The following is a 24354-nucleotide window of genomic DNA, read 5'->3' as shown; positions in this document are numbered from 1 at the left end:
TCCCCGAACAAAGCGTCGACCATTTGATTTTGCCATCGCGGATGATCCGTCCATTTTGGATTAGCGGAATAAGGCGAGGAGAGCCCTCAACGGGCTCTCCTATAATAGCTTGAGGCAGGAACTAGCTCTTGGAAGAACCGCCGCGCGACGAGGAGCTACCACTCTTGCTCTCGGCACCAGAGCCCGACTTAGAACCCTTGGTGTCATCGTTCTTATGGCTTTGACGCCCTGCTTCCGCATGCTGTTCCGGTGTGCCGCCACGCATGGATTTGCTGCTGGCCGATTTGCCGCCGTTGGCCTCCTCGCTCTTCTGGCTCTTGGTCCCAGAACCGCTCTTCTTGTCGTCGGAACCACTGCGGGTGCCCTGCTGATTTGCCATTGTTTCCTCCGTTGGAAATCCGAATACTGCTCATGGGCAGCGTACTTAAAACAAAAGTCCCCGCGATTGGTTGCTCGAAATAATCCTTTTATTGGAATTTCATCTACTGGTTGCACGAGAGATGAATTTAGTTTTTTTCTTGGAAAAACCGGTGATGCCGAGTGAATGTGATGGAACCACTTTTCCGTCATTAGAATTCGCGCGACCGACAAGCTACGTAATGATCGCTTTACACAATTCGGTACTTGTCGGTTGAAAATCTTGTCGAGCTTGGAGAGGAGAGTTGAGGGATTTTAAAACCGGTTCCGAGATTGCGAACACATGCTCTTCCACACCTAGCGCTTTGGCTAAGGCCGCACGCTCATTTGCCAGGAGTTCCGATCCCCTCTCCGCTAACATCAGCAGGACCAGGTCGACCCTCGATGCATCACTAAGTTCCGTGCAGGAAAGACCCCGCCATTCCCGCAATGCCCTCAACATGGAGTTGCCCTCTGCCAGAGCCTTAGCCACGCTATCGGGAAGATGCCCAACTGAGGTGGGTGTGTTGTTATCCTGGGACACGTGTTCGCTCCGCTCGTTGATTGAACGGTCAATAACGAGAGGAGTGGAAACCAGTTCCCTCCGTGAATCAGCCTGTCCACCCGCCGCGGGTCTTGTCTCTTGCTGTTTCCTATGGACCCCTTAAGAATCTCAAAACTTGCCGTGACCGCTCTGCAGCCTCGGGCGCACTTCTTCCGCGACGAAGCGCTGCTGCTTTGCGGCCAGTGCCATAAGCGTGGAACTCATTCCCCCTGCGGAATGTTGCCCCCCCCTGAAAGGGAATATTCGTGACAGCGGTTTCAGCCTGGCTTGCGGTCGATGGGTGTATCGCCGCAGCGCGTGAAAGGATCTGGTCTGCTTACGGTCAGACTTCTGCAACAATCGGAGCTTCAAACAGATGCCGTTTGTCGGATAGGATTGCGGCTCTAGAGGAGATGCTCGAGGTTTTGATCCAGGAGCGCGAAGCCCTGGAATGATAGCGTCGCCTGACGGGCGACCAATTCGCCGGAGGCGGGCTGCGGCGTCCACGCAGAAGGGCCTCTTTCCCAAGTCAGGCGAGACCTCTAGCGGTTCTCAGTGTGGCTGCTCGGATCTGCTTCACCAATTCGTGCTCGGGGTGCGGCCGATATCTGAGACTGCAGATCGACGAGTGGCTAGGCTCGTAGGGTTCAGGAGAACCAGATATGTGCGAGCTCGCTACCGTTTACACCACTCGACACGCCCTAAGCCATGGCATCCAGAAGGTCGCGGGGACAATCAGTAGCGACTACTTCCGCCCCCTAGGCCGAGTAGTCTTTAATTCCTACGCTGGGGAAGGCAGAGAATGGCACCGGACAATGGAAGGCGCCCTTAATCGCGCTGAGCAGATGCGTTCGCATAAGCTAAAATCATTGCTGGCGCAGATGGGCAAGTTGAAGAAGATCAATTTCACGAAGCACATGGCAAAGGCCGAGCCAAGGTTTGAAGCTTTTCGGCGAGGGCAGAAGCCGAATGCTATTCAGCGAGTCAGCCGAAACCGCAGGCGGCGTTTTGATGACGGCGTTTAGACACCAGCTAGCTGGGACCAAAAGCCCGCTACCAAGTCCCACAGGCGATTTGCGGCGATGCCTGGCTCTGCTGTGGCGTGAGTGCAGGTGCGCGGCGCGCGTGAGAGATTAGTCAACCGCCTTGTCATCTTGGTTGCTGTCTACCCCCTCCGTCAGAGGCTGTTTAGTGCGTTCCCACTCCTCGGGACCGCTTCCGACGATATCGCCAAGGCCAAGCGCATCGGGGCCGCTAACGAAGCCATCTCGTTCACGGTCCGGAAGTTGCGGCACGCCGAATTTGTGGCGGAACATCGTGCCTGGGCGTGGCCCCTTGGGCTCTCCATAGACTGGCGGTTGGCCCTGAATGTGAGAGTCGAACTGCTGATGGCCTTCCGGCTCGGTGCCATCGGCCAAATTGGGTTTGTCTGTGTTCATGACTGAGCTCCTTTGCCGTGGAGCTAACGAACGGAAGCGGCAGATTGTTGCGTGGTTGCCGATGGCTGCCTAACCGTGCGCGTGCCAAAGGCCTTTTTGCGCCACTTCGCATCTTTCTTCCTTGCTCTGCGTTAGCGTTGCGCGTAGCGCCGAGAAATCCGATTGTGGCCACCAGATAGGGTAAGCACCTGATGGCAGGACAGCACATGACACTCGAAGAGCTATACCTACTGCTCCGTAGCGGTCATGTGCAGATCCAGGGCATTGTCGACACCCTCCAAGAGCCGCTCGTAGTTCTCGACAAATCGTTCGTAGTTCTTAACGCTAATCCCGCGTTCTATCGAACCTTCGATACCGAACTGGATCGAACTGTTGGCCAGAGCTTGTTCGAGCTCGGAGATGGCCAGTGGGACATTCCGGAGCTGAGAGGACTGCTGTCAGAGGTTGTCCCGAAAACTACAGCGGTCCTCGGATATCAGGTCGATCACGACTTTCCCGGTATTGGCATGCGCGCCATGCGCGTGACTGCTCGTCAGCTTATAATTCCCGGCAACGACAGCACCCAAATGCTGGTCGTGTTTGAAGACGTTACCGCCAGGGAGAGGTCGGACGCAGCAAAGGACATTTTGATCGCCGAAACTCGCCATCGAATGAAAAACCTGATTGCAACCGTCAAGGCAATTGCCCGTCAAACCGAAGTGAATGGGATGACAGGAGCTGAGTATCGCGACAATTTCTTGGGCCGAGTGGACGCTCTTTTAAACGCGCAGGATTTTATCTCGTCGAACGGCTCCAATGCGGACTTGGCATCCCTTGTGAACCAGTCGCTATCGCCAGTCGCAGGGATCCGCGCAACCGTTATCCCGGGCCCGCCGGTTAGCCTCTCGGAAAGCCAAATCCTTCCGCTGTCGATGATCCTGCATGAACTGGCGACGAATGCGCTGAAGTATGGCGCCCTATCCACTAGCGCCGGCATCGTTCGTGTTGCCTGGAACACGGAACGTCACGAGGGCAACACGCGTTTGATACTGCACTGGCAGGAAGAAGGCGGACCTGAGGTGGTGCCACCGAAACACAAGGGGTTCGGAACCCGCCTCATCGATTACAGCGTTCGCGCGGAGGGAGGCAGGGCCATGTTTAATCACGATCCCGCCGGATTGCGCGTGCAGATTACACTACCGGTGCAGCAGTAGGACCTTGTGGAAAATCCCAGATCAGCATCTCCGCCGTTCGTAATTCTGATCGTCGAAGACGAGTATCTAGTCGCGATGGAGTTGACGCAGATTTTGGAAGACAGCGGTTATATTGTCGTCGGCCCCGCCGCGACGGTAGCCGCAGCACTAGCTCTGCTAAACACAACCTCTCCCAGCGCGTGCGTGCTTGATGTCAATCTTCGGGGTGAAGTCAGCGCACAAGTGGCTTGGGCGTTGAAGGAACGGAGAGTTCCGTTCCTTCTCTCGAGCGGCTACAAGCAAGAGACCATCAATAGCGAGGCTGCCTTTGACGGTGTTGCTAATATTGGGAAGCCGGCACAGCCAGACCATTTGGTTTCCGCCCTAGCATCTTTGTTGGCACCCTAAGGCGAAGCGTGGATGACGAATCCCTGGCTTCGGCTCACGTCTCAACCGGGCCCTTATGGGCACCAGCCAGCGTGGGGCGAAAGCCGGCAAGCAAGCCCTGTAGGCGATTTGCGGTGGGGGTGACCTCATCGTTGCGTGCAGGCGCGGCGCGCTTGATGGGCCTGAAGTCCGCGGCTAAATAGGCAGGTTACGTCGTCCATTTCTTAGCGGAACCTAAGCGCCGCTTTTTGTGAAAACGGTATGACCATCAAAACTATCCTCCCGCTTCTCGCCGCCAGCCTGCTAGCTGCATGCATTCCAGCTGGTCCCGTAGGAAACGCGTCTGTTCCAGAGCCGGCCAAAAGCGTTGAGCTTGAACGCTATCTCGGCCGATGGTTCGAGCTTGGCCGATACGAAAACCGCTTCGAGCGAAACTGTGAAGCGGTTACAGCGGACTATAGTTTGCGAGATGACGGCATGGTCAGGGTGGTGAACACCTGCCGTGAAGGCGGTGTGGATGGAAAGAAGAAGGTCGCAGAAGGCCGCGCCAAGGTGGTGCCAGAGAGCGGAAATACGAAGCTGAAGGTATCCTTCTTCGGGCCATTCTACGGCGAATACTGGGTGCTCGATCATGGTCCCGACTATGCATGGTCAATTGTCGGTGAGCCGTCCGGCCGATACTTGTGGATCCTGACACGCACCGCTAAGCCGTCCGAGCAAATTCGCAAGATGCTGAAAGCTAAGGTTCAGTCGCTCGGATATAACGTAGGCATGCTGCGTTGGACCCAACACTGAGACATTCAACGCCATACCTTTCTCGCCGACATCAAGGCTTTCTCCGAAAGGTTCCGCAACAGGTCGATTTTTCCGGTTTCTTGACCTGGCCAACGAAACGGCGGCAGAGCGCTTATCCCGCACGCGGCATGTCACAAAGTCCGCCATCATCCCCCGAGATGGCGGACTTTCTACTTTCATTGCTCTGCTTGCCGGGCGCCAACAGACGCCGCCATTGAGTTGCAGAAAGGAATTGGGCGGCTCCTCCCGTCACGAGCCCGATGCAACGGAGGAGATTCAGGCGGAACGAGCCGAGCGTCTGGAAGAAGGCGATGCTCTACCCGAGATACTCGATGGCCCCGCCCAGCCAGACAGTGGTCTCGGAGATGGGCGGCAGGCATGTCATGCCCCGCGCCTGCCAGAAGGCCAGAGCTCCGGAATTGCCGGGGTTCACGCCGGCATGAATGCCGCTCGCGCCGAGCGTGCGCACGCGTTCGAACCAGATCGACAACAGCGCCGTGCCGATGCCCTGCCTCTGGGCCCGGGGCAACAGGTTGATGTGGACATGCGAGGGGAAGGCTTCGGCAACCGTCAATGGCGTGCGACGCGGATGGTAAATCTGCGCGATTCGCCGCTCATCGGCCGTCCAGAGCGTCTGTGTCGCCCGCGGCGGCTCGGCATAATTTCCCCGCAAGCGCGGCCACCAGGTCGCCTCCAATTGCGCCTCGAAGGCCAACGTATCGAGCGCCCCGATGACATAGCCCGCGACGCCCGACCGGTCCTCAGCAACGAACGCCGTTTCGGGGCTAAGAACGGCATAGGGAACGGAGTAGATTGCACCCATCAAGGTCGGATCGTCATAGAGCGCCGATGCGTCGCCGCCGGACAGGCCGGTCGCCAGCGAGATTGCGTAGAGCGCATCGATGTCGCGACCCGCGAGCGGCCGAAGATGATACTTGCCTTCGATCATCGCCCGCGCCGAAAGCTCAAATCTGGCTCAGATGCTCTTGGTTGCCGTGCCAGCCAGCATTTCAGCAGCTCCATGACATCAGCGCAATAACTCTGTTCATCAAGGCCGACGACGCGCAGCGGTGGTCAGGTGGTCGAGGAGCCTATCCCGCTACCCGTCTGTTATGTGCTAGTTCGCGGGCGCTAGTGACGGCTCTTTTTAGGTGTCCGGATTGTCTGCTTATCCGCCCTTTTTTAGGTGTGCGGATTGTGCGGTTTGCTGCCCGGGTCGCCGGCATAATGTGGCGACGCCAGGTGGTGAAGATTGCCGCGACGGACTGTTCACCGGGCTGGTGATGGACAAGCTCCGGCAAATAGTCCACTGCATGGCCCATCATGAAAACGACCCCGCATCCGCATCCCGACAGACTCCAGCCCTTGAACGCTCAAGCCCTGCTGTCGGAAGGGGCAATTGCGCTCCGCCGGTCTGCGCTTGTCCTGCAGAAGATGAATGTCGTTCTCGGCAAGCTGGCGGCCTAATCCGGCGACGCCAATAGATCCCACTACTTTACCGGCAGAGCGCTCCTGTTTCCGGCCTGTTTTATCAGGGGCCGTGACGCTGTTTCCGCGCTGTATTATCAGCACCGGCCTCCCTGTCTGCGCGCGTGCATTGCCCCTGGTGGATCGCTTTCGAGACATCTGCGTTTGCGCCGTGGAGGACACATGTCATGCTCAACGAGCTTACCCAAGAATTCGGACCTAATGCCGACGAGGATCTGCCCGAGGAAGTGCTGGCAGCAATCGCGGATGGGCTGTCGCCGCTTGAGGCTGTTCGCCTCTGGAAGCGGCTCAGCGTTGAACAGTTGTCGGAACGATCAGGAGTCAGCACGGCGATAATTCACGGGGCGGAGGGCGGCCGGGAACTATCGCCCGAGGCGCAGCTCAAACTCGCCGCCGTCCTCGGCGTGAGGTCGGATCTGTTTGTTGAGTAGGCCGGGGACTGCTCCCAATGACCTCGTCGCTGACGCCGGATGCACTATATTCGCTCATCATCGGGGATTGCCCCAGGCGCCGATGGCTGGGAGCGAATAGCACTCTCGCCTGCATGGCTGAGGAGTGCCGCCCATGCCGAACACTATCCGTCGAAATCTTGCGGATGAAATCGAGGCAATAGCCGAGCTTGCCCTGGATGATGATCAGCGAAAGAAGATGGTCGAAATTGCAAAGACCCTCGCACCAGAATCGTCCGAGCTGACATCGTCCCCAGGCGGGGCAATTGCCGGCTGTTCCGAGCCTGCACAATCTTCTGTCCTCAAAGGGCGTCGGCTGATGCCCGACCGTCCTGATGGCATCACGATATCGGAGTGGAAGGAAATCAAGGCTGCCGAGACCGATGCCGCGGCACGGGAGATAGTGGAGCGTGAGGCCTCCTCTAGCACAGCTCGGACCGAACGTCTTAAGGCCCAACGGCTCGCATTGGCGGCCGAAAAGGCTAACAAGCCGGACTGAGGAGAGAGAGCGCCCTCAGCCGCGCTGATGGTGCGAGACGCCGACATGCCCACCGGCAGAATCCACGCCGCGGCCTAGCTTGACGCAACGCCAATACAATGCGCCATTAGCGCGTGACCGTCAGGTACAAGCCCCCCCGGCCCCTCCTGACGGCACCCGCCCGCCGGTTGCCAAAACAGCCGGCGGGTGTGTAGTTGCCACCCGGCCGAAACATCGGCCCAGTGGGCTAGAGGTGTGCCAACATCTCCCGCGCGGCGATGAACAGCGCCCGCACTTCTCTTCGAGCCTCGATAGCCTCGCCGCTGTAGAGCCCGTGACGGAACGCGCCGTTGCCCGCACCCTTAGGCGCCCCTCCGCGTGCGCCGTGGCAGCGGCAAACCCGCCGCTCGCGCACCGCAGGCGCCTCGCACCGTAGGCCGGTTGATTTCGCCTTAGCGGTGCAACGGGGTGCAATCCGGGCAGCTGCCAGACGGTCTATGGGGTTGGTTCCGACTTCCTTCATGCCCCCCTCCCGACTCCCCCGGTATGGACATCGCCAACAATGGCCTGACCGCCGCTCTCTACGGTCACAGTCTGATGTTGGACGCGGATCGTCTGCACGCCGTTGGATCGATAGCGCTTCATCGCCTCGACCTGGGCCGCGAATGTCCGGTGCATCTTGGTCGCCATATTCACATAGCGCTCGATGCTGTCGATGTGACCGGACTTCATGGCCGTGCCCAGGAGGCGCACAGAGGCCTCATGCGTCCCGAGCATCTGTACCGCCAGGGCCGCCTCAATCTCGTCGTTGGGCTGGAGCCCCCCGACGAAGGCCAGCGCCGCGTTCAACTCTTCGGTATCGGTCGCGTTGCCGGCAGTCCTGATGAGTCCCAATTGACGCCACGCGAAATCGTTGGAGCTACCGCCGAACGTCTCGCGCAGATGGACCATGAAGCCATCCGCGTCGTTATGCGGGCAACCGATAATAGGCGGCCCGTCCGGCTGGAACTCCATGGTCACTTTGATCGGTTGGGTTCGGTCTATCTGCCGCTCCGCAGCCTTCTGTATCGCCTTCTGCGTCCGCTGCCCTGGCTCGGGCCGTGAGGATACAGGTACGGGGTCTGTCGGACGCAGGGGCACGACCTTGGATTTCGTTGGCTTGGGCATGATGCTCCTCAATGCAGCGTCGGGTGCAGATCCCGGTTGAACACCAGCCGACCTGTTGCCGTGACCAAGTTGCGCGCGGCCTTGGCTATCGTCTCGATGTCGCCGCCAAAATTTGCTTCGGAGTGCAGGAATTTCGACAACCAAACGATGCCTTCCGGACTGATGGGCACGATGGTGGCCAGCCTTGCGCGGGTTGCCTGAGCTTCGGCAGAAGCTGCGTTGTAACGGCGCCGAGCCTCCACCAATCCGGCGACAGCGTGCGCCGTCTGTATGCGCTCGCTGTCTTGCCTCAGGGCTTCATGCACTGCCGCGGCGAACACGTCGATGACGTACATGTCTATCTCTGCGCCGCCATCGCTACCCTGGCGCATGGCCTCGGTCGCCTCGTCGATTTCCTCATGGGTGTGGGCGTAGGCGGCGACGGGCCGCCCGTCCTCTGTGGTAATGCCGATTAGAGCGCGGGGTGCTCGCCGGGCATCGGCGGGGACGCTCTGCAACAGTCGGTCTAGAGCCGCCGATGCCGCGTCGAACTCATCGACTGCGGCTATGGCCTCGTCATAGGCGAGGACGAACAGGTCGTCCGGCTCTTCCGACTCGGGGGGGATCCTTGGCTGGGAAGTGACGCGCGCGGTGCTCATCGGTCGAGCCCCAATGCCTTAGCGTAGTCCGTGCCGCCGGATAGCTCGTCTATGATGCCCCCGGACCCTTCGTATCGATTGGCAGGCTGGGCAGTTGGCCAATTGGCCGGCTGGGTCACCGTGACCTGCAGCGGATCATTCCGGTCCGCCCCGCCAGGGCCATCGCCGTGTGTCGTTGCTGCGCCCGTGATGCTGGCCTGGTTGTAGCGCTTCATCAGCGCGACGGCCGGACCGGTGCCGGGTTCGAACGGTCGCGTGGACAACAGCAGCGCGGCCCGATCCGGGTGAAGGAGCGCATCCCGCACCAAGTCGTCGATGCTGTTGAGCCCGGCCTTGCGCGCCGCCGTGACTGCGTTCGCCCCGAGGATGGCGATAGCGCCGCCGCCGAGCCCGCCGGCTGTCGATCCAAGAGCGGCGACTGCCAGCTTCGACAGGATGGTCTTGCGGCTGTCGCCCTTCGCCGCGGCGAGCATGTCCTGGGGCGTATTGGACCCACCGGGCAGCTTCACTGCTGTGATGGACCGATTTGCACGCTGCAGGTCGTCGGCAATTGCCTGCATCTGTCCCAACTCGTGGTCGCCGAAGATTCGCTTCAGTGCCGCCCGGTTCTGTTTGATGAAGGACTGGAACTGGTCCGACTTCAGCAGTGCCCGACCACTTGTCGCCGCCTCGGTGTTCGAGACCAAGCGGCCCAGCATGTGGTCCACGACCGATTTCCGCAGGCCCTGGATGGCTTCCGGGTTGCCGCTGACTGTCCGGGCAAGCTGACCCATCATGGCGCTGGCATCCTGGCGCCCGAATACGCTTCCGACCATGCGAGTGATGTCGTCGGGATGCTCGGCTCCAATCAGCTTGCCAAAGACGCCCTTCTGGAAGTCATCGAGCTGTGCGGCGCGACTGGCGCCGGCATCAATGGCCGTCTGCGAAGCTTTGGCGACATCGGCAAACTTGGCTTCGAGGGTGGGGAACGCCTTCAGCGCTTCGCCGTGCCGGCGCTTCCAAGCCTCTAGCCGCTTCGGGTCGATGATGCCATCAGGGGTTTCGGCCGCCTTTCGCATCTGCGCGACGGCAAATCCCTGCAGGTGGCCCATGGCCCTATCGTCGCCGACCGCCTTGCGGAAGCGCTTGATGTTCTCGGCCGACCGTCCGCCAGGGAAAAACAGCTTCTCGGGGACGGCCGCGTTCTGGAGGCGGTACGGGCCTTCGCCGCCGGAGCGTCGGAGAATGGAGCCATTCGCTCCGTCGTTGAAATCGCGGGCACGCTGCTTCGTACCGGTAGATGCAGTGATCAGCCGGCCTCGGGCGGCGTCGTCAAAGTTTGGGGTGAGAGGGACATCGCCCGGTACGCCTTGATCTCCCGCAGCATCTCGAAATTGCCCTCGGCCCGGTACTTCGCCTCGACGTGCTGAAGGAACGCTGCGCGATCCGATAGGGGCATCTCTGCCACCAACCGCTCCAACGCTTTGCCCCATTCCCGCCTCGGCGGCCTGTCGATCATACCAAGCCTCCTGATCGCGCCGAAGCATAGCCGCAATCGTGTCTTCTTCGCGCATCGTCCCTGCGGCGACGGCATCGGCTTCCTGCGCTGCCTTCTGAGCAAGGACGCCTTCGACATCCTGCTCGACGGCGCCACGCAGCCGCGACAACCGAGCATAAATCGGGGTCTGGCCGTTTGTCATCATCTCCTGACGCATCAAGGTCGAGACACGGGCCCGGAGCGCTGACATCGCATTGAAGCTGATGACCGGCTTGAGCTCGCCCGCGACCTTAAAGATGGCGGCTTCCTCACCATCCATCGGCTTGGCCGTTTCGGGCATTTCCTTCCGGATGTCGGCGGCGGTGGATTTGACGTTGTCGCTCTGCAGGGCAAGCTTGCCCTCTGGGTCCACCGCCTTCCAGAGCGACCTCTCGCTGTCACGCGCCGTCGTCTCCGCATCGCGCAGGAAGGTGCGCAGGGTGTCGCCGTAAGTCTCTGCCGAGCCGTTGCCGCCCAACGCCTGGGTCTTGCCACGAGCATTCTGCAAGGCCGCCTTCAACGCGGCATCGGTCTGCCTGTCGATATCGGCGAGGCGAAAGCGGAAAGCCTGGGTGATGGCCTGCGGGTTGCCTTCAGGCTGGATAGTGCCGAGGGAATCCAGCCGGGCCGAATTCTGGTCGGCGCGGCGCTGATTGAAGGCTACCGGGTCCTGCGTCGCATATCGCCGCTCAAGGGCGCCGAGGCCCATGTCGCCGGTTTGCTGGAAGGTCGTCGGCTGCGAGCCCGGCACCATCTCGCCGGGGTTGGACAGCGCCTCTGCAACTGCATGCCGGTCTGTCGAGGCGTTTCGGATGGTATCGGCCGCAATCCGTTCGCGGCCCCCACGTGTCATTGGTGCGACCATATCCCCGGCGATACGCACACCTTCATTGGCAAGCCTAGGGAGACCGGAGGCCATTGTGCCAACCGCGCCCCCCGCCATGCCGCCAGCAAGGCCGCTGAGAGGGTCGTAACGGTCAGGGGTGGCTTCCATAGCTGCCACCGAGCCGCCGCCCGCAGCGCCGCCTGCCACCGCATTCCCAGCAACTGCCGCGGTGCTGTTCGGCCAGCCGAGCAACTGATAGGCCTTAGCCGCTGTTTCGGGTGCGAGAGCGCCGCCCCGGGCCAAGCCGCCGACTGCCACCTGCGGTCCGACTGTGTAGCCGATGCCCTCACCGACACCGCGCGCGATCCGCTCCCCCGTCGTGTGGGCCTGGACGTTGGCCGGGTCGTCGACGCCTATGGTTCCGAAGGCATTGGCAATCGACTGGCTGCCGCCGATGGGATTCTGAATCTCGGAGAGGTTCGCGCCGGTCGCGGCGTTGATGCCCTGCACGCCCTTGTTGAGCGCCCAGGTCATCGCATCGACGGGCGCGCCCGCCGTGGCATAGAGCGCGTTGTTCATGCCGGCGGCGACGTTTCGCGTGATGCCGGCGCCCGGCCCCTTTGCCTGCTGGTGCAGGGCAATCAGGTCGTCGTCGCTCATGTCCTGCAGCGACGACGCGCCGGCTTTTGCCTCTAGGCCGGCTTGCAGCTCGGGGCGCTGCGTTTGGGCGGCGATGTCGTCGAACACGCCCGACACGCGGCCTGTGCTGCCGGCCCCGACGCTGGGGGGATATTGCTGCTGCGGGCCGGCATTCGGAATCACACCCTGGCTGCCGGGGCTGCCAAGCGGGCGGGCCTGCATCGGCTCGAGGTGCGACTGATCCTTGCCGCTGCCGGCGACCGGGAGATGGTCAGCCCAAGACGTGTCCGGCGCGCCGCCACCGCCGCCGCCCTGGGTGCGGGAATAGAGGTCGCGAAGCTCGTCGTCGGAGAGCGATTGCAGATCCATTACATGATCCCCCTGCGGCGCATTTCCGCTTCGATGTCCTGAGGCTGGTAGCTCGGTGTCTGCTGTTGGGGGCTGCTGGGACCGCCGCCGATGTCGTCGAGGGACATCCCTAGGGCGGCCTCGATGAGGTCCCGGTGATAGCCCTGCTTCGCATAGGCCGTAGCCAGCTTGCGGGCCGCGTTGATGGTCGCGTTTCGCTGGCGCTCCAGGTTCGTGCGGATGGCCTCGGGCGTCATGCCCGGATTGATATCGGCCTTCTCAAACTCGCCCTTCTCGGTAGCCGTGAGGGCCGCGCCGAATAGCTTGTTTCGGACTAGGTTCTTCCGGCTCTGGTAGTCCTGCCACCAGGCCGCCTGGTCCCCATAGCCGGCCCCGACATTTCGCCCGAGCAGGTTTTGGGAGTCGCCAATCCAGCCGGCCGATTTGCCGCCGAAGTCATCCTTGAACCCGCCCGTAATGCGGCCCATGTCCTCGGCCGCTTGGCCGTACTCGCCAAGGTCCTTGATGGAGGCGTTAGGGAGCGGCCTTGCCGGCCGCCCTTCGCCCCGAGCGCCAGCCAAGCCGCTTACGACGCTGGGGTCTGCAGGGCCGCCGGGAATGAAGGTCAGGCCACCGCCAGGCGCCTGCTGGTAGCCGTTAGGGACGCCGGCCGTGTTGGTCTTCGCACCTCCAACAGGGCGGAAGCCGGTCGGAGATTCCGGGTCATAGATACCCTTCGTCTCCTGGCCATCCGGCGTGTAGAACGTCTCGATGTTCGGGCGCCCAAGCCGTTCTGCGTTGCTCTGCTGGATGCCGAGCATCGAGTCTCGATAGGTGCGATTGGCGGCGAACTCATCCGCCCACTGCTTGTCCTTCACAACGTCGCGTTCGCGGTTGTACTGGTCGTTGAACATCTGGCGGGCGGCGGATTCCTGGTACTGCCGGTTGCCCTCCGCCATCTGCTGCATCTTGGCGGCGTAGTTCCGGTTTTCCTGGACAGCGTCGCCCGGAGCGGAGAACATTTCAAAAAGCTGTTTGCTGTAATCGGCCATCAGTACATCAACCCCGTTGGCTGGGTGAATCCGCCGCCGCCGAACATCTTGGCGGCCGACGAGACACCGCCGAGCGCCGCACCGATGATATTGGCCCCGGTCTGGTCCTTGCCTGCCTCGTAGCCAGCCTGCGCCTGTGCCTGGCCCGTCGCGGCGTTCCAGCCGTAGCCGGCCTTGGCGTTGCCTGCGTTGTAATCCATGCCCGCCATGCCGCCGTAGATGTTGGCTTGGCTGTCGGCTGCACCGAGCGCCTTGCCGTCATAGCCGCTGAGGCGTTCAAGCCAGTTGCCATAGTCCTGATTGGCGATGCCGTGAGCGGTGTTGATTGTGTCGATGCCGGTCTGGCCCGACCCGAGTTGCCCCTGTGCTCCTGCGCGGCGCTCTACAGCCTGCAATGCTTGGTCAAGCGAGAACTGATAGCCGGGGCTGGTCTGGTAAGCGCTCGTAGCGTTGGCATTGCCTGCTGCGCCGTTCAAACCCAGCGCGTCGGCGTACATGGACGAGCCCTTGCCGTAGGTCTCGGCGAGCGGCTGATAGAGGCCGAGCGCGGCGGCGTAGTCCGTATTTGCACCAGCCACGCCCTTGTCAATTTCGCCGTATGCGTCGGTTTTGCCGGTCTGGAAGCCAGCCTTAAGCGCGTCGGCGGCGGCCTTCTCGTTCTTGTCGGAAAAGAGATCCATCAAGGACATCAGTGTGCCCTCCCTACGCGGGGGGAACGGCGCCGATCAATCTCGCGGTAGCTGTCGATGCCCAGCGTCGAGACAATGGAATCGCGGAACACGCGGGCGACGGATTGGCCCTTTCGGGCAGCTTCCGCCCTGACCGCCTCGGAGAGATCCGGCGGCAGATAAATCGAAAACGTCAGCGGCATCTCGGCCTCCTCTGAACTGGATTTCAGTTCATTGATTCTGAGCCGATGCGGGCGCTAATGCAAGAAATTATGTAATTGAAACAAGGAGATACAATAGGATACAGTAAGATACGAAAAGATGCAGCAGGTAGTCGCGATGTAGTCCCGGCTCACGGAAGCATGACCCCTGCGCCATACTCAAGAGCTACGCATTGAAACCTGTCTTTGAGCTGCTCGTTGGTTTCAGGGTGATCCGGTAGGCTACTTCGTTATCGTTGCGCGGCAGCGTCGATATCTAAAGGCTCCTGGTTCTCGACGGCCGTCATGACCTCGGAAATCAACAGCTCCGCCATCATCAGCATTCCGGTTGCCCGCCCTAATTTCATTCGAACGCCGAACGCCTGGTTGTTAGACTTAAGATATTGGTCGGGCAATGATGAAGAGTTGGAGCTGGTCCACGCAGTGAGGGCCCTAGCTCCGCATTCAGGTGGGTGCACCGGCTAACGCCTCTCCGCTGCGACCTGCACAATTCCCCCATCCCTGATCGCCATGAGTTCGCTCAAGGCCAAGCGAATGTCTTCCCTTGAGTCCCCGTACAGCATGCAGAGTGCGGAGATGCGATTGCAGGCCCCATCGACATCCAGAACGCGCTTAGCCTGAACGGCTAGAAGCACCTCGCCCAGAACTAGCTCAATCATGAAGTTGGACACTCATTGCCTCACTGATGCGCCGGCAAAACTCATGACCTAACCATGAAGGGACTTCGGCCGGCCGCTCTGAGGCATTCTCGCCGAGAGACTGCTCCTCCCCCCACGTATGAATTTAGCCAGTCGGACGATTTCGGCTGCTCGAAGGATCGCTTCCTTCGCCTCTTTGCTAATCGCAGCGTCAGCAAGCCGCTTGAGCTCGTTAGCGGAGGGTTCTACCGGGGGCATTTTGATTGGGTCTTTAAGTGTCTCGCAACCGCGAGACGACGAGGACTCAAGGTCCATAGACGTACCCTACGACTGTTTCCCATTCGGACCTAATGGCGGCGCCGAGACCGAAGCAGACAAGCCAGACTGAGAAATCGGTGCTCGTGGACTAACCGAAAATTGAAGAGTAGGCTGGCGTTCATTACGCAGGGTAACTTATGGTCCATTCCCTTGCTAGACACGGGTGGAAATTTTGGATTGCAACGAAACGGTTTCGGCTACAGGCTCCCGCCGTTTTCGCCTTCAAAGTCGTCCTGTTAAAAAAGTTGTTCGACATGATAGGCGTGGCTGCGGCTTTCATCGTTACATCGTCCCCTAATTCGAAAACTTCTGGATAAGTTGTTTTTTACATTCGATAAGGGGATGAAGCATGAAACGACAGTTTATCAGCGCGCTATTTCTCAGCGCAGCAGTTACTCTGGGAGCTTCCAGCAGCGCGCTAGCGCAAGACAAACCGCCGAACATTGTTGTGATAATGGGCGATGATATCGGTATCTGGAACATCGGGGCTTATCATCGAGGCATGATGGCCGGCCGTACCCCCAACCTTGATAAAATCGCAGCAGAAGGGATGCTTTTCACGGACTACTATGCCGAGGCCAGTTGCACGGCTGGGCGGGCCAATTTCATTACCGGCGAACTTCCAATCCGCACCGGCATGACAACCGTTGGACAGGCCGGTGCTACAACGGGCCTCCCAGCAGAAGCGATGACGCTGGCGACCGCCCTCAAAGGCATGGGTTACGCGACGGGCCAGTTCGGCAAGAACCACCTTGGCGATTTGAACGAATTCCTACCGACCGTGCACGGCTTTGATGAGTTCTTCGGCTATCTGTATCACCTCGATGCGATGGAGGACCCCGCCCATCCGAACTACCCGCAGGATATGCTCGACAAGGTTGGGCCCCGGAACATGCTGCATAGCTGGGCAACCAATTCTGACGATACGACAGTCGATCCACGGTGGGGCAAGGTAGGCAAACAGCGGATCGAGGACGCCGGCACCCTCTACCCGCTACGCATGGAGACGGTAGACGACGAGATCCGTGATAAGGCCTTGACGTTTATCGAAAAGGCGAAGTCGGAAAACAAACCCTTCTTCGTTTGGCTGAATCCCACTCGGATGCATGTCGTCACCCATCTATCTCCGAAGTATAAAGCGCTTCAAAACTCGAAGAACGGCTGGTCCCTGCAGGAAGCGGGCATGGCTCAGCTTGATGATGACGTCGGTTTAGTGATGAAAAAGCTCGATGATTTGGGTGTCGACGACAACACCATCGTGCTCTTCACTACCGATAACGGCACGGAGACCTTCACGTGGCCCGATGGAGGAAATACCCCCTTTAAAGGGCAGAAGGGCACAATCTATGAAGGCGGCTTTCGCGTGCCGGCATTCATTCGCTGGCCCGGAAAAATCCAGCCCGGCCAGATCGAAAATGGCATCGTTTCTGGGCTCGACTGGTTGCCCACCTTTGTCGCTGCGGCCGGTAATCCAAACATCAAAACCGAACTGCTCAAAGGTAAGGTGATCGGGGATCGTACCTATAAGAACTATCTAGACGGCTATGACCAGACCGCATTGCTCACCGGAAAAGGACCGTCCGCGCGCCACGAGGTATATTACTTCGGTGAAAGCACCCTCGGAGCGGTACGCATCGACGACTACAAATACCGTTTCATCGAACAGCCCAATGGTTGGCTTGGCGCAAAGGATCATGTCGATGCACCATCGATAACGAACCTCCGCCTCGATCCGTTCGAGCGTTTGGGCACGCCTGCCAACGGAACTCTCGACGGAGCACAAGGCTATTTCAACGAATGGTTCATGTACCAGTTCTGGCGCTTCGTGTTTGTTCAGCAGGAAGTAGGCAAGCTGGCCCAAACCGCGATTGAATTCCCGCCGATGCAAAAGGGAGCTAGCTTCAATCTAGATCTGATCAAGTCACAGATCGAGGCGGCGCGGGCATCACTAGGCAAATAGCTTTTCGGTTGGACCAAGGCGCCATATTCGCACCTGCGTTCTAGCATCATGCTGTTTTGGCTCAAAACACGAAGGGCGCCTTGTCAAAAGGGCGCCCTTTTTTGCTAGGGGGCGAGCCTCCGGCCAGCAACGGATACCCACCAGCAAATGTGGAAGGTGACGCCGGCTATGAATTCGAGCCGCTATCACGAGGCCGACGCCATCGTGCGCATTGAGTAGCCCTGCAACCCCTTGAAAGTTTGAGGGATGATGATCAACCGACCCGATATTCCCGCCCCATTGCTGGCCGCGTTTTCCACTCGGGTCACGCTCCCACTTAGGGAGACGGCTCGCCTGCTCAGCATGAACGAGTCCACCCTTCGGGAGCACGCCCTCGCCGGGAACATCCGGTTCGTGCAGATAGGCCTTGGCATCAAGAGCATCCGCAGAGCGTTCCGCCTCTCCGATGTCCTGGAATTCCTCGAAAAAATGAGCCGGATCGAATCCCGCCAGTCGGGGTGAAAACGAGCGGCGTATCCCGCCCAGCAGATCCTTCCCCGGAGATTGGCTTCACGGCACGATACAAACATATGAAGGAAGAGAAGCAGAGAAAGCGGGATGCAGAGAATCGGGCCCGGCTCAGTCGACTATAAGGCTTCCTAGCCGGCGCCGAGTTGGTGCGGGCGGCTCGCTAGCTCCGCGAACTGCCGGTCTGGGATATGGTCCGAACCGCCCTGCCAAAAGCACGCCCGCGCCCAATAATCCTTGCCGATCTGTTTTGATGCCGGCTGTTGATGATTACGATATCCGCCGCGGGATTCTCCGCCTCAATTTTGTGTGGGTGTTCCGCTTTGTCAGCATGAACTCCCACGAACTGCCGGTTTGAGCTCCAAAGCCAAGCAGCGATGCTTGAGGTATGGCGCTTCCGGCTCAAAGTTCTGGGTAATAAGCCAGCGTTGATGCCCCTATTTCATCAGCCCGGCGGACCTGAGTGCTGCCTCGATGATGTCGCCAATCCGCCCTGTTTGCGCTGCTGCGCCCGATGTCGGCGCGGGCTCGAAGGGATAGCTGGGCGTGGGCATCGCGTCGGTGTGAGCATACTCGTCGCCAGAGACAGCCTCCGTCCCGCGTGTATCCGCCGTCGCTTCTCCAACTCGATCGATGAGACCCCAGCTCTTGGCAATTTCGTAAGTGGACGAAATGCCAACATCCAGCATGTAGGGGCCCGGGTGGCCATACAGATCCGGGCCTGTTGTAGCCAACGGCGTGCCATGTCCCATGCCCAGAATCCGGTGCAGCGTTACCTTCACCTGCCCATCGCGATCCGACCATTCCATTGTGGTCCAGTTTTCTATTTTTCGAGTGGCTGATGCGACTTCTTCAAGCCGATGCACCTCTCTCCATTGATCGACAATCGCATTCGCGTTGGCAGCATGGACCGTGCTGTCTGCGGTGCCTTGCCAGATCGAGATAGAGGGCCAAGGCCCTCTATGGACGGAGCCGCTTTTGAGGTTCGCCTGCAATCGTGAAGCCGGAGGCAAAGCATGCCCACGCATCCGGTCAAAGGCTTCAGGAACGCCCTTTGCAACACCGTATGCTAGGCCCGCAATGATGGCCCCTCCTGCAAAGACGTCCGGATATATCGCGAGCATCGCAGCTGCCATCGCGCCACCGGCGGACAGGCCGGTGATGAATACGCGCTGCCCGTCGATGTCGTGTATTGCGATTATTTCCTCAATCATCTGGCGAATGGAAAGAGCCTCGCCTTGGCCGCGCTGAGTCTGCTCTGGAAGAAACCAGTTGAAGCAAAGATTAGGGTTATTGGCTCGCTGTTGCTCCGGAAATAGCACGAAGAAGCCTTGCTCCTCAGCCAGTTTTGACCATCCAGATCCGTGGTCATAGCCATCGGCGGTCTGAGTGCATCCGTGAAGAACCAAGACCAGCGCAGCGTTGGCTGCTGGTCGGGAGGGTACGAACAGCTTGGCTTCAAGGTGGCCCGGATTTGAGCCGCCCCCCTCAAGCGGCACCAGTCGCGACGATCCGTATTTTGGCAACGTGGCCGCGGCCCGAGCTTTCATCGCTGCCAGCCGCGCAATTGTGTCTGAGAGGGCCCGCATTAGGCTTCCATCCGCGCTTGAACATTGAGACCGGATAATGGGAATTCATGTTGCGGTGCACAATAGAGCCGTTGGGGAGATATCCCAGGAACGGATTCGTCGGTTACGGGGTTGAAGAGGCAAGTCACCCTTTTCCAAAGTCGGCAGGAAACGCTGCCTCACCGGGACGGTCCCATCATGTGGGGTTCCAAGGGTGACGACCCACCTAATCCATTCATGGGAGGCCTAAATGGGCATGTTTTCCAAAGACATCAAAACGCTCGACGACCTGTTCGTTCATCAGCTCCAGGACATCTACTATGCCGAGAAGCAGATTCTGAAGGCCCTTCCGAAGATGATCGAAAAGGCCACGGCTCCTGAGCTTAAAAAAGGCCTGACGGACCATCTTGCCGAAACTCAGGGGCACGTGGAACGCGTCGAACAGGTTTTTGAGATGCATGGCGCCAAGGCTAAAGCCGTGGATTGCCCTGCTATCGATGGCATCCTGAAGGAGGCCGATGAAGTTGCCGGCGACGTGGCAGACAAGCAGGTTTTGGACGCGGCCATCATTGCCTCAGGGCAGGCTGTCGAGCATTACGAGATGACGCGTTACGGCACGCTGGTTGCGTGGGCTCGCCAGCTCGGTCGTGATGACTGCGCCGCGGTGCTTCAGCAGAACCTCGACGAGGAAAAGGCGGCCGATAAAAAACTCACCCAGTTGGCAGAAGGCGCGATCAACGCTGACGCCGCCGAGTAACGCTCGCCTAGCAGAGGCGACCAAGGCGGTTCTTGGTCGCCAATTTTCTCTAAATTGGAGTAGTGTTTATGAGAGACCTGCGCCGCCAGGGGGACTTTGCCCAGATGGGCAGTGCGCCGACGAATGGGCAGCTGGTCGTCGGGCGGGACGCGAGTGGTCGGGAATTTCTGATGCGCTGGCGTAGCCGAGAACTGATCCTCAAAGAGGACGGCCCAGATGATCAGAAGCCAGCATACTGGGCGCGATGGCACAGTGACGTCGCCGTCGAGCCCGTTCATTGGGCTCACACGGATCTGTCTCTGGAAGACGTGCTGGATTGGGCATAGTTCCCAGCCGGCCAAGGTTTGGAACCGCTTCTAGCGCTCCACCGTTCTCCGCGCCGCACTGCGCTGACTTGCGAGTGCTGCCGAGCATGTTTGGCGTCCTCTGTGCTGAGAACGCCCGGCAGGTCTAATAGGTCCAGAGCAGTGGACGCGGATGAACGGAGTCCCCGTATCAGCGGAGCAGGCCGTCAAGGTCGAAATTGTCCCAACCCCTTAGTGCCGGAACGGTCTCGTCAGATCTTCTGAGGCTGGCGTTGTCAGTGCTGATCTGAGCGAGCTTGCCCGACCTCTTCAAAGCGGCCTTTTGCGCGCCGCGCCGCCGGTTTTCCGCTGCGGTTTTAGCATCCTGTTCACGCCAGACTTCGGGCAGGTCACGATCCTGCACATCCTCGATGTGGCGCGGATCGAAGACATGGAACGTTATTTTCCTTGCCCGGCCACGTAGTTTTATCGTGCGGGTGCCGGCGCTTTCCAGCCGGCCATCCTTCAGCCAGCGATAGCGCTCGGCCGGCTTGATCGAGAGGATATCCTCTACCTCTCGCGGAATGACGGGCATCGCCTCAATACCGACCAGCTTCCGAGAAACAGCGTCCGCCGTCGCCGAATGGTCATCGGTATCATCCTCCGGTACCTGCAACACCAGTGTGCCGGATTCCATGCCCAATAGCTTCCGCTCCTGAAACGGAAGACCCGCGCGCACTTCGAGCAGGATTCCCTTCGCACGGACGGCAGACCCAAGCGTAGCCGAAGTGGAAAGGGCCCATTCCTTGACAACCCGGGTCGGGAGCTTCTGTTTGGGAGTCCGCGTCATCGTCCTCAAATGGCGATAGTGGAACCGGCCTTCAATAGAACGGTCCGCAGCGCGCCCTGCCTAGCGGCGGGCTAGTTCTCATGATTGGAGCACCAATGCGCTAGTCGCCGGGCCTTGGCCACCTTCCCCGGCTTATACGGCAGGGCCAGGCGGGCATTCAGCAGAGCTTGGCCCACATCGCCATCTGCCGTCTTCAGGTTCGCCAGCGTGCGCCCGTAACGGTCTTTCCGGCCGGAACGCTCGACATAGACCGTCGCGCCGCGAAGCATTTTAGCGACCCGCGCCTTGGCCCGTAGCCCGACCGCCCGTTCGTTTTCACAAGTGGGCCGGAATGTTTCGGGCGCATCAATGGCGATAAAACGGACCTTCTCCGCGCATCCTCGCGCCGGCATTGCGCACGGCAGCGCGACCGTGTCACCGTCAATGATGACGATGCGATTGCCGTCGATCACCTCGGCGCGGGCGGGGACAGACCACGCCGCAGCGACCGCTACTGCGAGAAGCGCTATCCGCCGGCTCATCCGTCGTTCTCGCTCGTCAGCTCGTCGGGGCTCTTGCCTTGATCAATCGTCGCACGCCGATGCTTCAAGCGAACACCTACACCACCACCATTCTCAGGAATGAACTCGACGCCTGCAGCCTCCAATGCGCGCTGTAGGTCCAGCAGGGTTCGGTCATACGGCGCCCTCTTGTCCGTCTCAAAGTTAGCGATTGTGGTCTTTGCGACAGCAGAGGCTAGGGCCAGCTGATCCTGAGACCAAGCGACGAGAGCCCTTGCTGCTCGGCACTGTTCAGACGTAATCGACATTTTTAGACCAACCTTGCATTAACCATGTTGACATGCGTCCTGGTATCGAGCTATATCAAAAATGCAATGTTGGTTCAATAGAGGTCGGGCGGGGGCATGGAATGAAGCGAAGTGAAATGACCCAAGCCCTCGTCACCGAGCAAAACCGCATCGCATGCGCTGGCGTGCCCATCGATATCCTGACCATCACCGGCTTCATGACAACCGCAGAGGTCGAGTCGCATCTGGCGCACTACCGGACCTATCAGCCCAGCCCACGCCCCGGCTAAGGCCGGCCAACTAACCCTCGTCCATTTTCCCATCACAGCAAGCGACGGCAACACCCTTGCCGCGAACGGAGAAGCTATGTCCGCCTTCGACCGCGCTGCCATCATGAGAGAAGCTCACGCCACGGCCCGCCGTGCTGCCAAGCCGGGCGAGTACCGGAAAACCTTCGCCTGGGCGCTCCGCAATGCATGGAATGCCGCGAAGAAGCTCGCCGGCTTCCGCGCCATCTGGGCGGCCCAGACCGACGCCCAGCGCCAGCGCGCCGACGCCATCATGGCGATTGAGACGCAGGAACGCCTCACCCCCGCCGATTACGCCCGGATCGATCAGATCCGCTGCGCCGCCTGACAGAACTCGCATTAGGAGGTACTAGACATGAGCACCGCTATGGCCAAGGGGGCAAGTGCCCCAGTCGCCCGCTTCCATGAAGTGTCGGACCATCTCTCCGAAGCTGCCCATCTTGTCGAGGCGGCTTGGATGGCTGCTGCGGACCTGAGCCAGCCCGCCGAGCGGGAGGCTATCCGGTCGGTGCTGCACTACGTGACCATTCTCGTCACCGGTGCGCGAGATGATGTTGATGCCTACCGGGCCGCCAGAAAGGCAGGGGCAGCATGACCGCTATCCCCGTTCCGACCATCGACGATATCGAAGCCCACACCCACAACCTCGTCCAGTTGCTCGACACGCTCGTCGAGAACCTGATGAACGTGACTTACCCGGCCGACATCGGGGACCTCACCCGAGTAGGTGCCCTTTCCATCATCGCTCGGGACATGAGCGAAAACATGTTGGCCAGCATCGAAGCGCGCAACCGCGCCGACTGTGACAAGCGCCAGGCTAAGGCGAGGACTGCAGCATGACCGACGCCAAGCAATTCATCGCGAGGGCCTTCGAACTATCCGGAGAGATGGAAGACACCCTCTTTGCAATCTCGCAGCTCGTGGCGGCGATAGACCTCATTGCGGAAGCGCTCGACGAAGACCCGGCCAGCGGCGCCATCATGCGCATTGCCTGGACGATAAAGGATCACGTCAAAGCGGCGGAAAGCCATCGCCGCGAGATCCGCCAGCTTTCTCACCATCTGGTGCACCCCGAGATGGCCGCTCGAAAGGCGGTGGCGGCATGAGCAGCGCGCAGGAACGAGCCGCCGCGCATGTCGAATGGACGGTAGCCGAGGGTTATTCGATTGTGCTGATCCGAGGCCGATATCGGGATGGCGAGGACGGCGTTTTAACGGCGTTCGACGTGTGCGAGCCCCGCCCCCTGGACAAAGAAACCGCCGAACTCGCCGAGAGCTACCAGCCCAACAGCGCGGAGGACCGCGCCGCCCTCAAGGCCGAGCTGATCCGCAGGGGGTGGGTGCAATGAGGCTTCTCCGCATCATCCTCGCCCGCGTGCTTTTCAGGTGCGTCGTCAAACTGATTGAGGCTGAAGAGCGGGCGATGGGACTGGCGCCGATGAAACGCCCCGACAGGTGGCGGCCATGACACATCACGTCATCCATGCCTATCGGCGCCAGCAACTCGAACTCTGGATAGAGCGGGCCATCGCGCTGCTCGACGAACTGGACGGCGACACCGACCTAGAAGCCGGTGCGGATCATGAGCGCGACGAAACGGAAATCATTTCCGATTTGACGGGCTTGGCTCAGCGCCAGTTCGTCGGGACCGGGGCGGAACACTTGAGCGTGAGGAGGAGCTACAGCGTCGCGGGGAAGGTGGATCTAGGGGTGGATCCAAAAAAGCTAAGAAGCTCTATCCTATTGGAAACAAATAGCTTTTAGCAAAAGAGTGGTGCCCAGACGCGGATTCGAACCACGGACACGCGGATTTTCAATCGCCTAGTTTGCTAATAAGATCAATGCGTTGACCATATTGGAAGCGTCTACACGCGATAAAATATCAATGACTTAGCCGCGATTTGTCTACAAGGAACCCATGCGCCACGACCGCACCACCACCCGCCTCAAGCTCCAGCTATGGATCATAGCGGGGGCTATTGTGGTTATGGCGATATCGGAATCCCGACAACGAAAAAGCCCGCCCCACCGTGAGGCAGAGGCGGGCTTGATTTGTGGCAGGTGTACCGGGATCGAACCGGCATTCTCGAACAGACTAGCCACCGCCGATCTGCCGTTACGCTCACCAGAGCCCTGCATTGGCTCACACCGAAGC

30 protein-coding genes are annotated in these 24354 nt (G+C 60.0%); 17 read left to right on the top strand and 13 right to left on the bottom strand.

The window, feature by feature from the left end; genetic code table 11:
- Nucleotides 1-121: 121 nt before the first annotated feature.
- Nucleotides 122-379 carry a hypothetical protein gene (locus OSH12_RS24850; protein ID WP_266346339.1) on the bottom strand — a complete coding sequence of 86 codons (258 nt, stop codon included), beginning with the start codon at nt 377-379 and terminating at the stop codon, nt 122-124.
- 1223 nt (nt 380-1602) lie between these two features.
- Between OSH12_RS24850 and OSH12_RS24845 the strand changes: the two genes are divergently transcribed.
- A complete protein-coding gene (locus OSH12_RS24845) occupies nt 1603-1965 on the top strand; it encodes a hypothetical protein (protein ID WP_266346338.1) in 363 nt (120 codons plus the stop codon).
- 108 nt (nt 1966-2073) lie between these two features.
- Here the strand turns inward: OSH12_RS24845 and OSH12_RS24840 are convergent, their stop codons facing one another.
- Nucleotides 2074-2379, bottom strand: coding sequence for a hypothetical protein (locus OSH12_RS24840; protein WP_266346337.1), 306 nt, complete (start codon nt 2377-2379; stop codon nt 2074-2076).
- A gap of 206 nt (nt 2380-2585) precedes the next feature.
- On the opposite strand from OSH12_RS24840, the gene OSH12_RS24835 reads away from it, so the two are divergent.
- From OSH12_RS24835 to OSH12_RS24830, 3 genes are all read left to right on the top strand, one after another.
- Complete coding sequence (locus tag OSH12_RS24835; RefSeq protein WP_266346336.1) at nt 2586-3572, top strand: sensor histidine kinase; 987 nt, start codon at nt 2586-2588, stop codon at nt 3570-3572.
- A gap of 6 nt (nt 3573-3578) precedes the next feature.
- Nucleotides 3579-3959, top strand: coding sequence for a response regulator (locus tag OSH12_RS26290; RefSeq protein ID WP_380225618.1), 381 nt, complete (start codon nt 3579-3581; stop codon nt 3957-3959).
- A gap of 240 nt (nt 3960-4199) precedes the next feature.
- On the top strand, nt 4200-4733 hold the full coding sequence (locus tag OSH12_RS24830; RefSeq protein ID WP_266346335.1) for a lipocalin family protein: 534 nt from the start codon (nt 4200-4202) through the stop codon (nt 4731-4733).
- Between the two features lie 316 nt (nt 4734-5049).
- Here the strand turns inward: OSH12_RS24830 and OSH12_RS24825 are convergent, their stop codons facing one another.
- A complete protein-coding gene (locus OSH12_RS24825; RefSeq protein ID WP_266346334.1) occupies nt 5050-5682 on the bottom strand; it encodes a GNAT family N-acetyltransferase in 633 nt (210 codons plus the stop codon).
- A gap of 374 nt (nt 5683-6056) precedes the next feature.
- Between OSH12_RS24825 and OSH12_RS24820 the strand changes: the two genes are divergently transcribed.
- From OSH12_RS24820 to OSH12_RS24810, 3 genes are all read left to right on the top strand, one after another.
- Entirely contained in the window at nt 6057-6200 is a 144-nt protein-coding gene (locus tag OSH12_RS24820; protein ID WP_266346333.1) for a hypothetical protein, read from the top strand.
- Nucleotides 6201-6388: 188 nt separating this feature from the next.
- Complete coding sequence (locus OSH12_RS24815) at nt 6389-6652, top strand: helix-turn-helix domain-containing protein (protein WP_266346332.1); 264 nt, start codon at nt 6389-6391, stop codon at nt 6650-6652.
- 133 nt (nt 6653-6785) lie between these two features.
- Complete coding sequence (locus OSH12_RS24810; RefSeq protein ID WP_266346331.1) at nt 6786-7169, top strand: hypothetical protein; 384 nt, start codon at nt 6786-6788, stop codon at nt 7167-7169.
- Between the two features lie 498 nt (nt 7170-7667).
- Here OSH12_RS24810 and OSH12_RS24805 read toward each other — a convergent pair whose 3' ends face one another.
- Genes OSH12_RS24805 through OSH12_RS24780 form a run of 6 tightly spaced genes read right to left on the bottom strand, consistent with a single transcriptional unit; the run spans nt 7668 to nt 14205 of the window.
- A complete protein-coding gene (locus tag OSH12_RS24805) occupies nt 7668-8315 on the bottom strand; it encodes a hypothetical protein (RefSeq protein ID WP_266346330.1) in 648 nt (215 codons plus the stop codon).
- Between the two features lie 8 nt (nt 8316-8323).
- A complete protein-coding gene (locus tag OSH12_RS24800; RefSeq protein WP_266346329.1) occupies nt 8324-8953 on the bottom strand; it encodes a hypothetical protein in 630 nt (209 codons plus the stop codon).
- Nucleotides 8950-12303, bottom strand: coding sequence for a hypothetical protein (locus OSH12_RS24795; protein ID WP_266346328.1), 3354 nt, complete (start codon nt 12301-12303; stop codon nt 8950-8952). Before OSH12_RS24795 ends, OSH12_RS24800 begins: the two co-directional genes overlap by 4 nt.
- Nucleotides 12303-13334, bottom strand: a complete 1032-nt coding sequence (locus OSH12_RS24790; RefSeq protein ID WP_266346327.1) for a hypothetical protein — start codon at nt 13332-13334, stop codon at nt 12303-12305. The genes OSH12_RS24795 and OSH12_RS24790 overlap by 1 nt, the downstream gene beginning before the upstream one ends.
- The gene (locus tag OSH12_RS24785; protein ID WP_266346326.1) at nt 13334-14023 is read right to left on the bottom strand and encodes a hypothetical protein; all 690 of its coding nucleotides are present in this window, start codon (nt 14021-14023) and stop codon (nt 13334-13336) included. Before OSH12_RS24785 ends, OSH12_RS24790 begins: the two co-directional genes overlap by 1 nt.
- Nucleotides 14023-14205, bottom strand: coding sequence for a hypothetical protein (locus OSH12_RS24780; protein ID WP_266346325.1), 183 nt, complete (start codon nt 14203-14205; stop codon nt 14023-14025). The genes OSH12_RS24785 and OSH12_RS24780 overlap by 1 nt, the downstream gene beginning before the upstream one ends.
- Before the next feature lie 1323 nt (nt 14206-15528).
- On the opposite strand from OSH12_RS24780, the gene OSH12_RS24775 reads away from it, so the two are divergent.
- Nucleotides 15529-17139, top strand: a complete 1611-nt coding sequence (locus OSH12_RS24775) for an arylsulfatase (protein WP_266346324.1) — start codon at nt 15529-15531, stop codon at nt 17137-17139.
- Nucleotides 17140-17385: 246 nt separating this feature from the next.
- Nucleotides 17386-17640 (top strand): MerR family transcriptional regulator, encoded by a 255-nt coding sequence (locus OSH12_RS24770; protein WP_266346323.1) that lies wholly within the window; start codon nt 17386-17388, stop codon nt 17638-17640.
- Nucleotides 17641-18083: 443 nt separating this feature from the next.
- Here the strand turns inward: OSH12_RS24770 and OSH12_RS24765 are convergent, their stop codons facing one another.
- Nucleotides 18084-19235 (bottom strand): extracellular catalytic domain type 1 short-chain-length polyhydroxyalkanoate depolymerase, encoded by a 1152-nt coding sequence (locus OSH12_RS24765; protein ID WP_266346322.1) that lies wholly within the window; start codon nt 19233-19235, stop codon nt 18084-18086.
- A gap of 229 nt (nt 19236-19464) precedes the next feature.
- On the opposite strand from OSH12_RS24765, the gene OSH12_RS24760 reads away from it, so the two are divergent.
- Nucleotides 19465-19971 carry a YciE/YciF ferroxidase family protein gene (locus OSH12_RS24760; protein ID WP_266346321.1) on the top strand — a complete coding sequence of 169 codons (507 nt, stop codon included), beginning with the start codon at nt 19465-19467 and terminating at the stop codon, nt 19969-19971.
- Nucleotides 19972-20466: 495 nt separating this feature from the next.
- On the opposite strand, the gene OSH12_RS24755 is transcribed toward OSH12_RS24760, so the two are convergent.
- From OSH12_RS24755 to OSH12_RS24745, 3 genes are all read right to left on the bottom strand, one after another.
- Nucleotides 20467-20952, bottom strand: a complete 486-nt coding sequence (locus OSH12_RS24755; RefSeq protein WP_323180726.1) for a hypothetical protein — start codon at nt 20950-20952, stop codon at nt 20467-20469.
- A gap of 224 nt (nt 20953-21176) precedes the next feature.
- A complete protein-coding gene (locus tag OSH12_RS24750; protein WP_266346320.1) occupies nt 21177-21626 on the bottom strand; it encodes a thermonuclease family protein in 450 nt (149 codons plus the stop codon).
- Complete coding sequence (locus tag OSH12_RS24745) at nt 21623-21913, bottom strand: helix-turn-helix domain-containing protein (protein ID WP_266346319.1); 291 nt, start codon at nt 21911-21913, stop codon at nt 21623-21625. Before OSH12_RS24745 ends, OSH12_RS24750 begins: the two co-directional genes overlap by 4 nt.
- Nucleotides 21914-22014: 101 nt before the next feature.
- Between OSH12_RS24745 and OSH12_RS24740 the strand changes: the two genes are divergently transcribed.
- From OSH12_RS24740 to OSH12_RS24710, 7 genes are all read left to right on the top strand, one after another.
- Entirely contained in the window at nt 22015-22182 is a 168-nt protein-coding gene (locus tag OSH12_RS24740; RefSeq protein ID WP_266346318.1) for a hypothetical protein, read from the top strand.
- Between the two features lie 76 nt (nt 22183-22258).
- On the top strand, nt 22259-22528 hold the full coding sequence (locus OSH12_RS24735; protein WP_266346317.1) for a hypothetical protein: 270 nt from the start codon (nt 22259-22261) through the stop codon (nt 22526-22528).
- Nucleotides 22529-22555: 27 nt separating this feature from the next.
- Nucleotides 22556-22795 (top strand): hypothetical protein, encoded by a 240-nt coding sequence (locus OSH12_RS24730; RefSeq protein ID WP_266346316.1) that lies wholly within the window; start codon nt 22556-22558, stop codon nt 22793-22795.
- On the top strand, nt 22792-23040 hold the full coding sequence (locus tag OSH12_RS24725; RefSeq protein WP_266346315.1) for a hypothetical protein: 249 nt from the start codon (nt 22792-22794) through the stop codon (nt 23038-23040). The genes OSH12_RS24730 and OSH12_RS24725 overlap by 4 nt, the downstream gene beginning before the upstream one ends.
- Nucleotides 23037-23306 (top strand): hypothetical protein, encoded by a 270-nt coding sequence (locus OSH12_RS24720; protein WP_266346314.1) that lies wholly within the window; start codon nt 23037-23039, stop codon nt 23304-23306. The genes OSH12_RS24725 and OSH12_RS24720 overlap by 4 nt, the downstream gene beginning before the upstream one ends.
- On the top strand, nt 23303-23548 hold the full coding sequence (locus OSH12_RS24715; RefSeq protein WP_266346313.1) for a hypothetical protein: 246 nt from the start codon (nt 23303-23305) through the stop codon (nt 23546-23548). The genes OSH12_RS24720 and OSH12_RS24715 overlap by 4 nt, the downstream gene beginning before the upstream one ends.
- Nucleotides 23549-23663: 115 nt before the next feature.
- Entirely contained in the window at nt 23664-23963 is a 300-nt protein-coding gene (locus OSH12_RS24710) for a hypothetical protein (protein ID WP_266346312.1), read from the top strand.
- Nucleotides 23964-24354: the final 391 nt, after the last annotated feature.

Source organism: Kaistia terrae (assembly GCF_026344005.1).
Classification (GTDB): Bacteria; Pseudomonadota; Alphaproteobacteria; order Rhizobiales; family Kaistiaceae; genus Kaistia; species Kaistia terrae.
The sequence above is the reverse complement of the archived record's forward strand: the minus strand, read 5'-3'. Positions and strand labels throughout refer to the sequence as shown.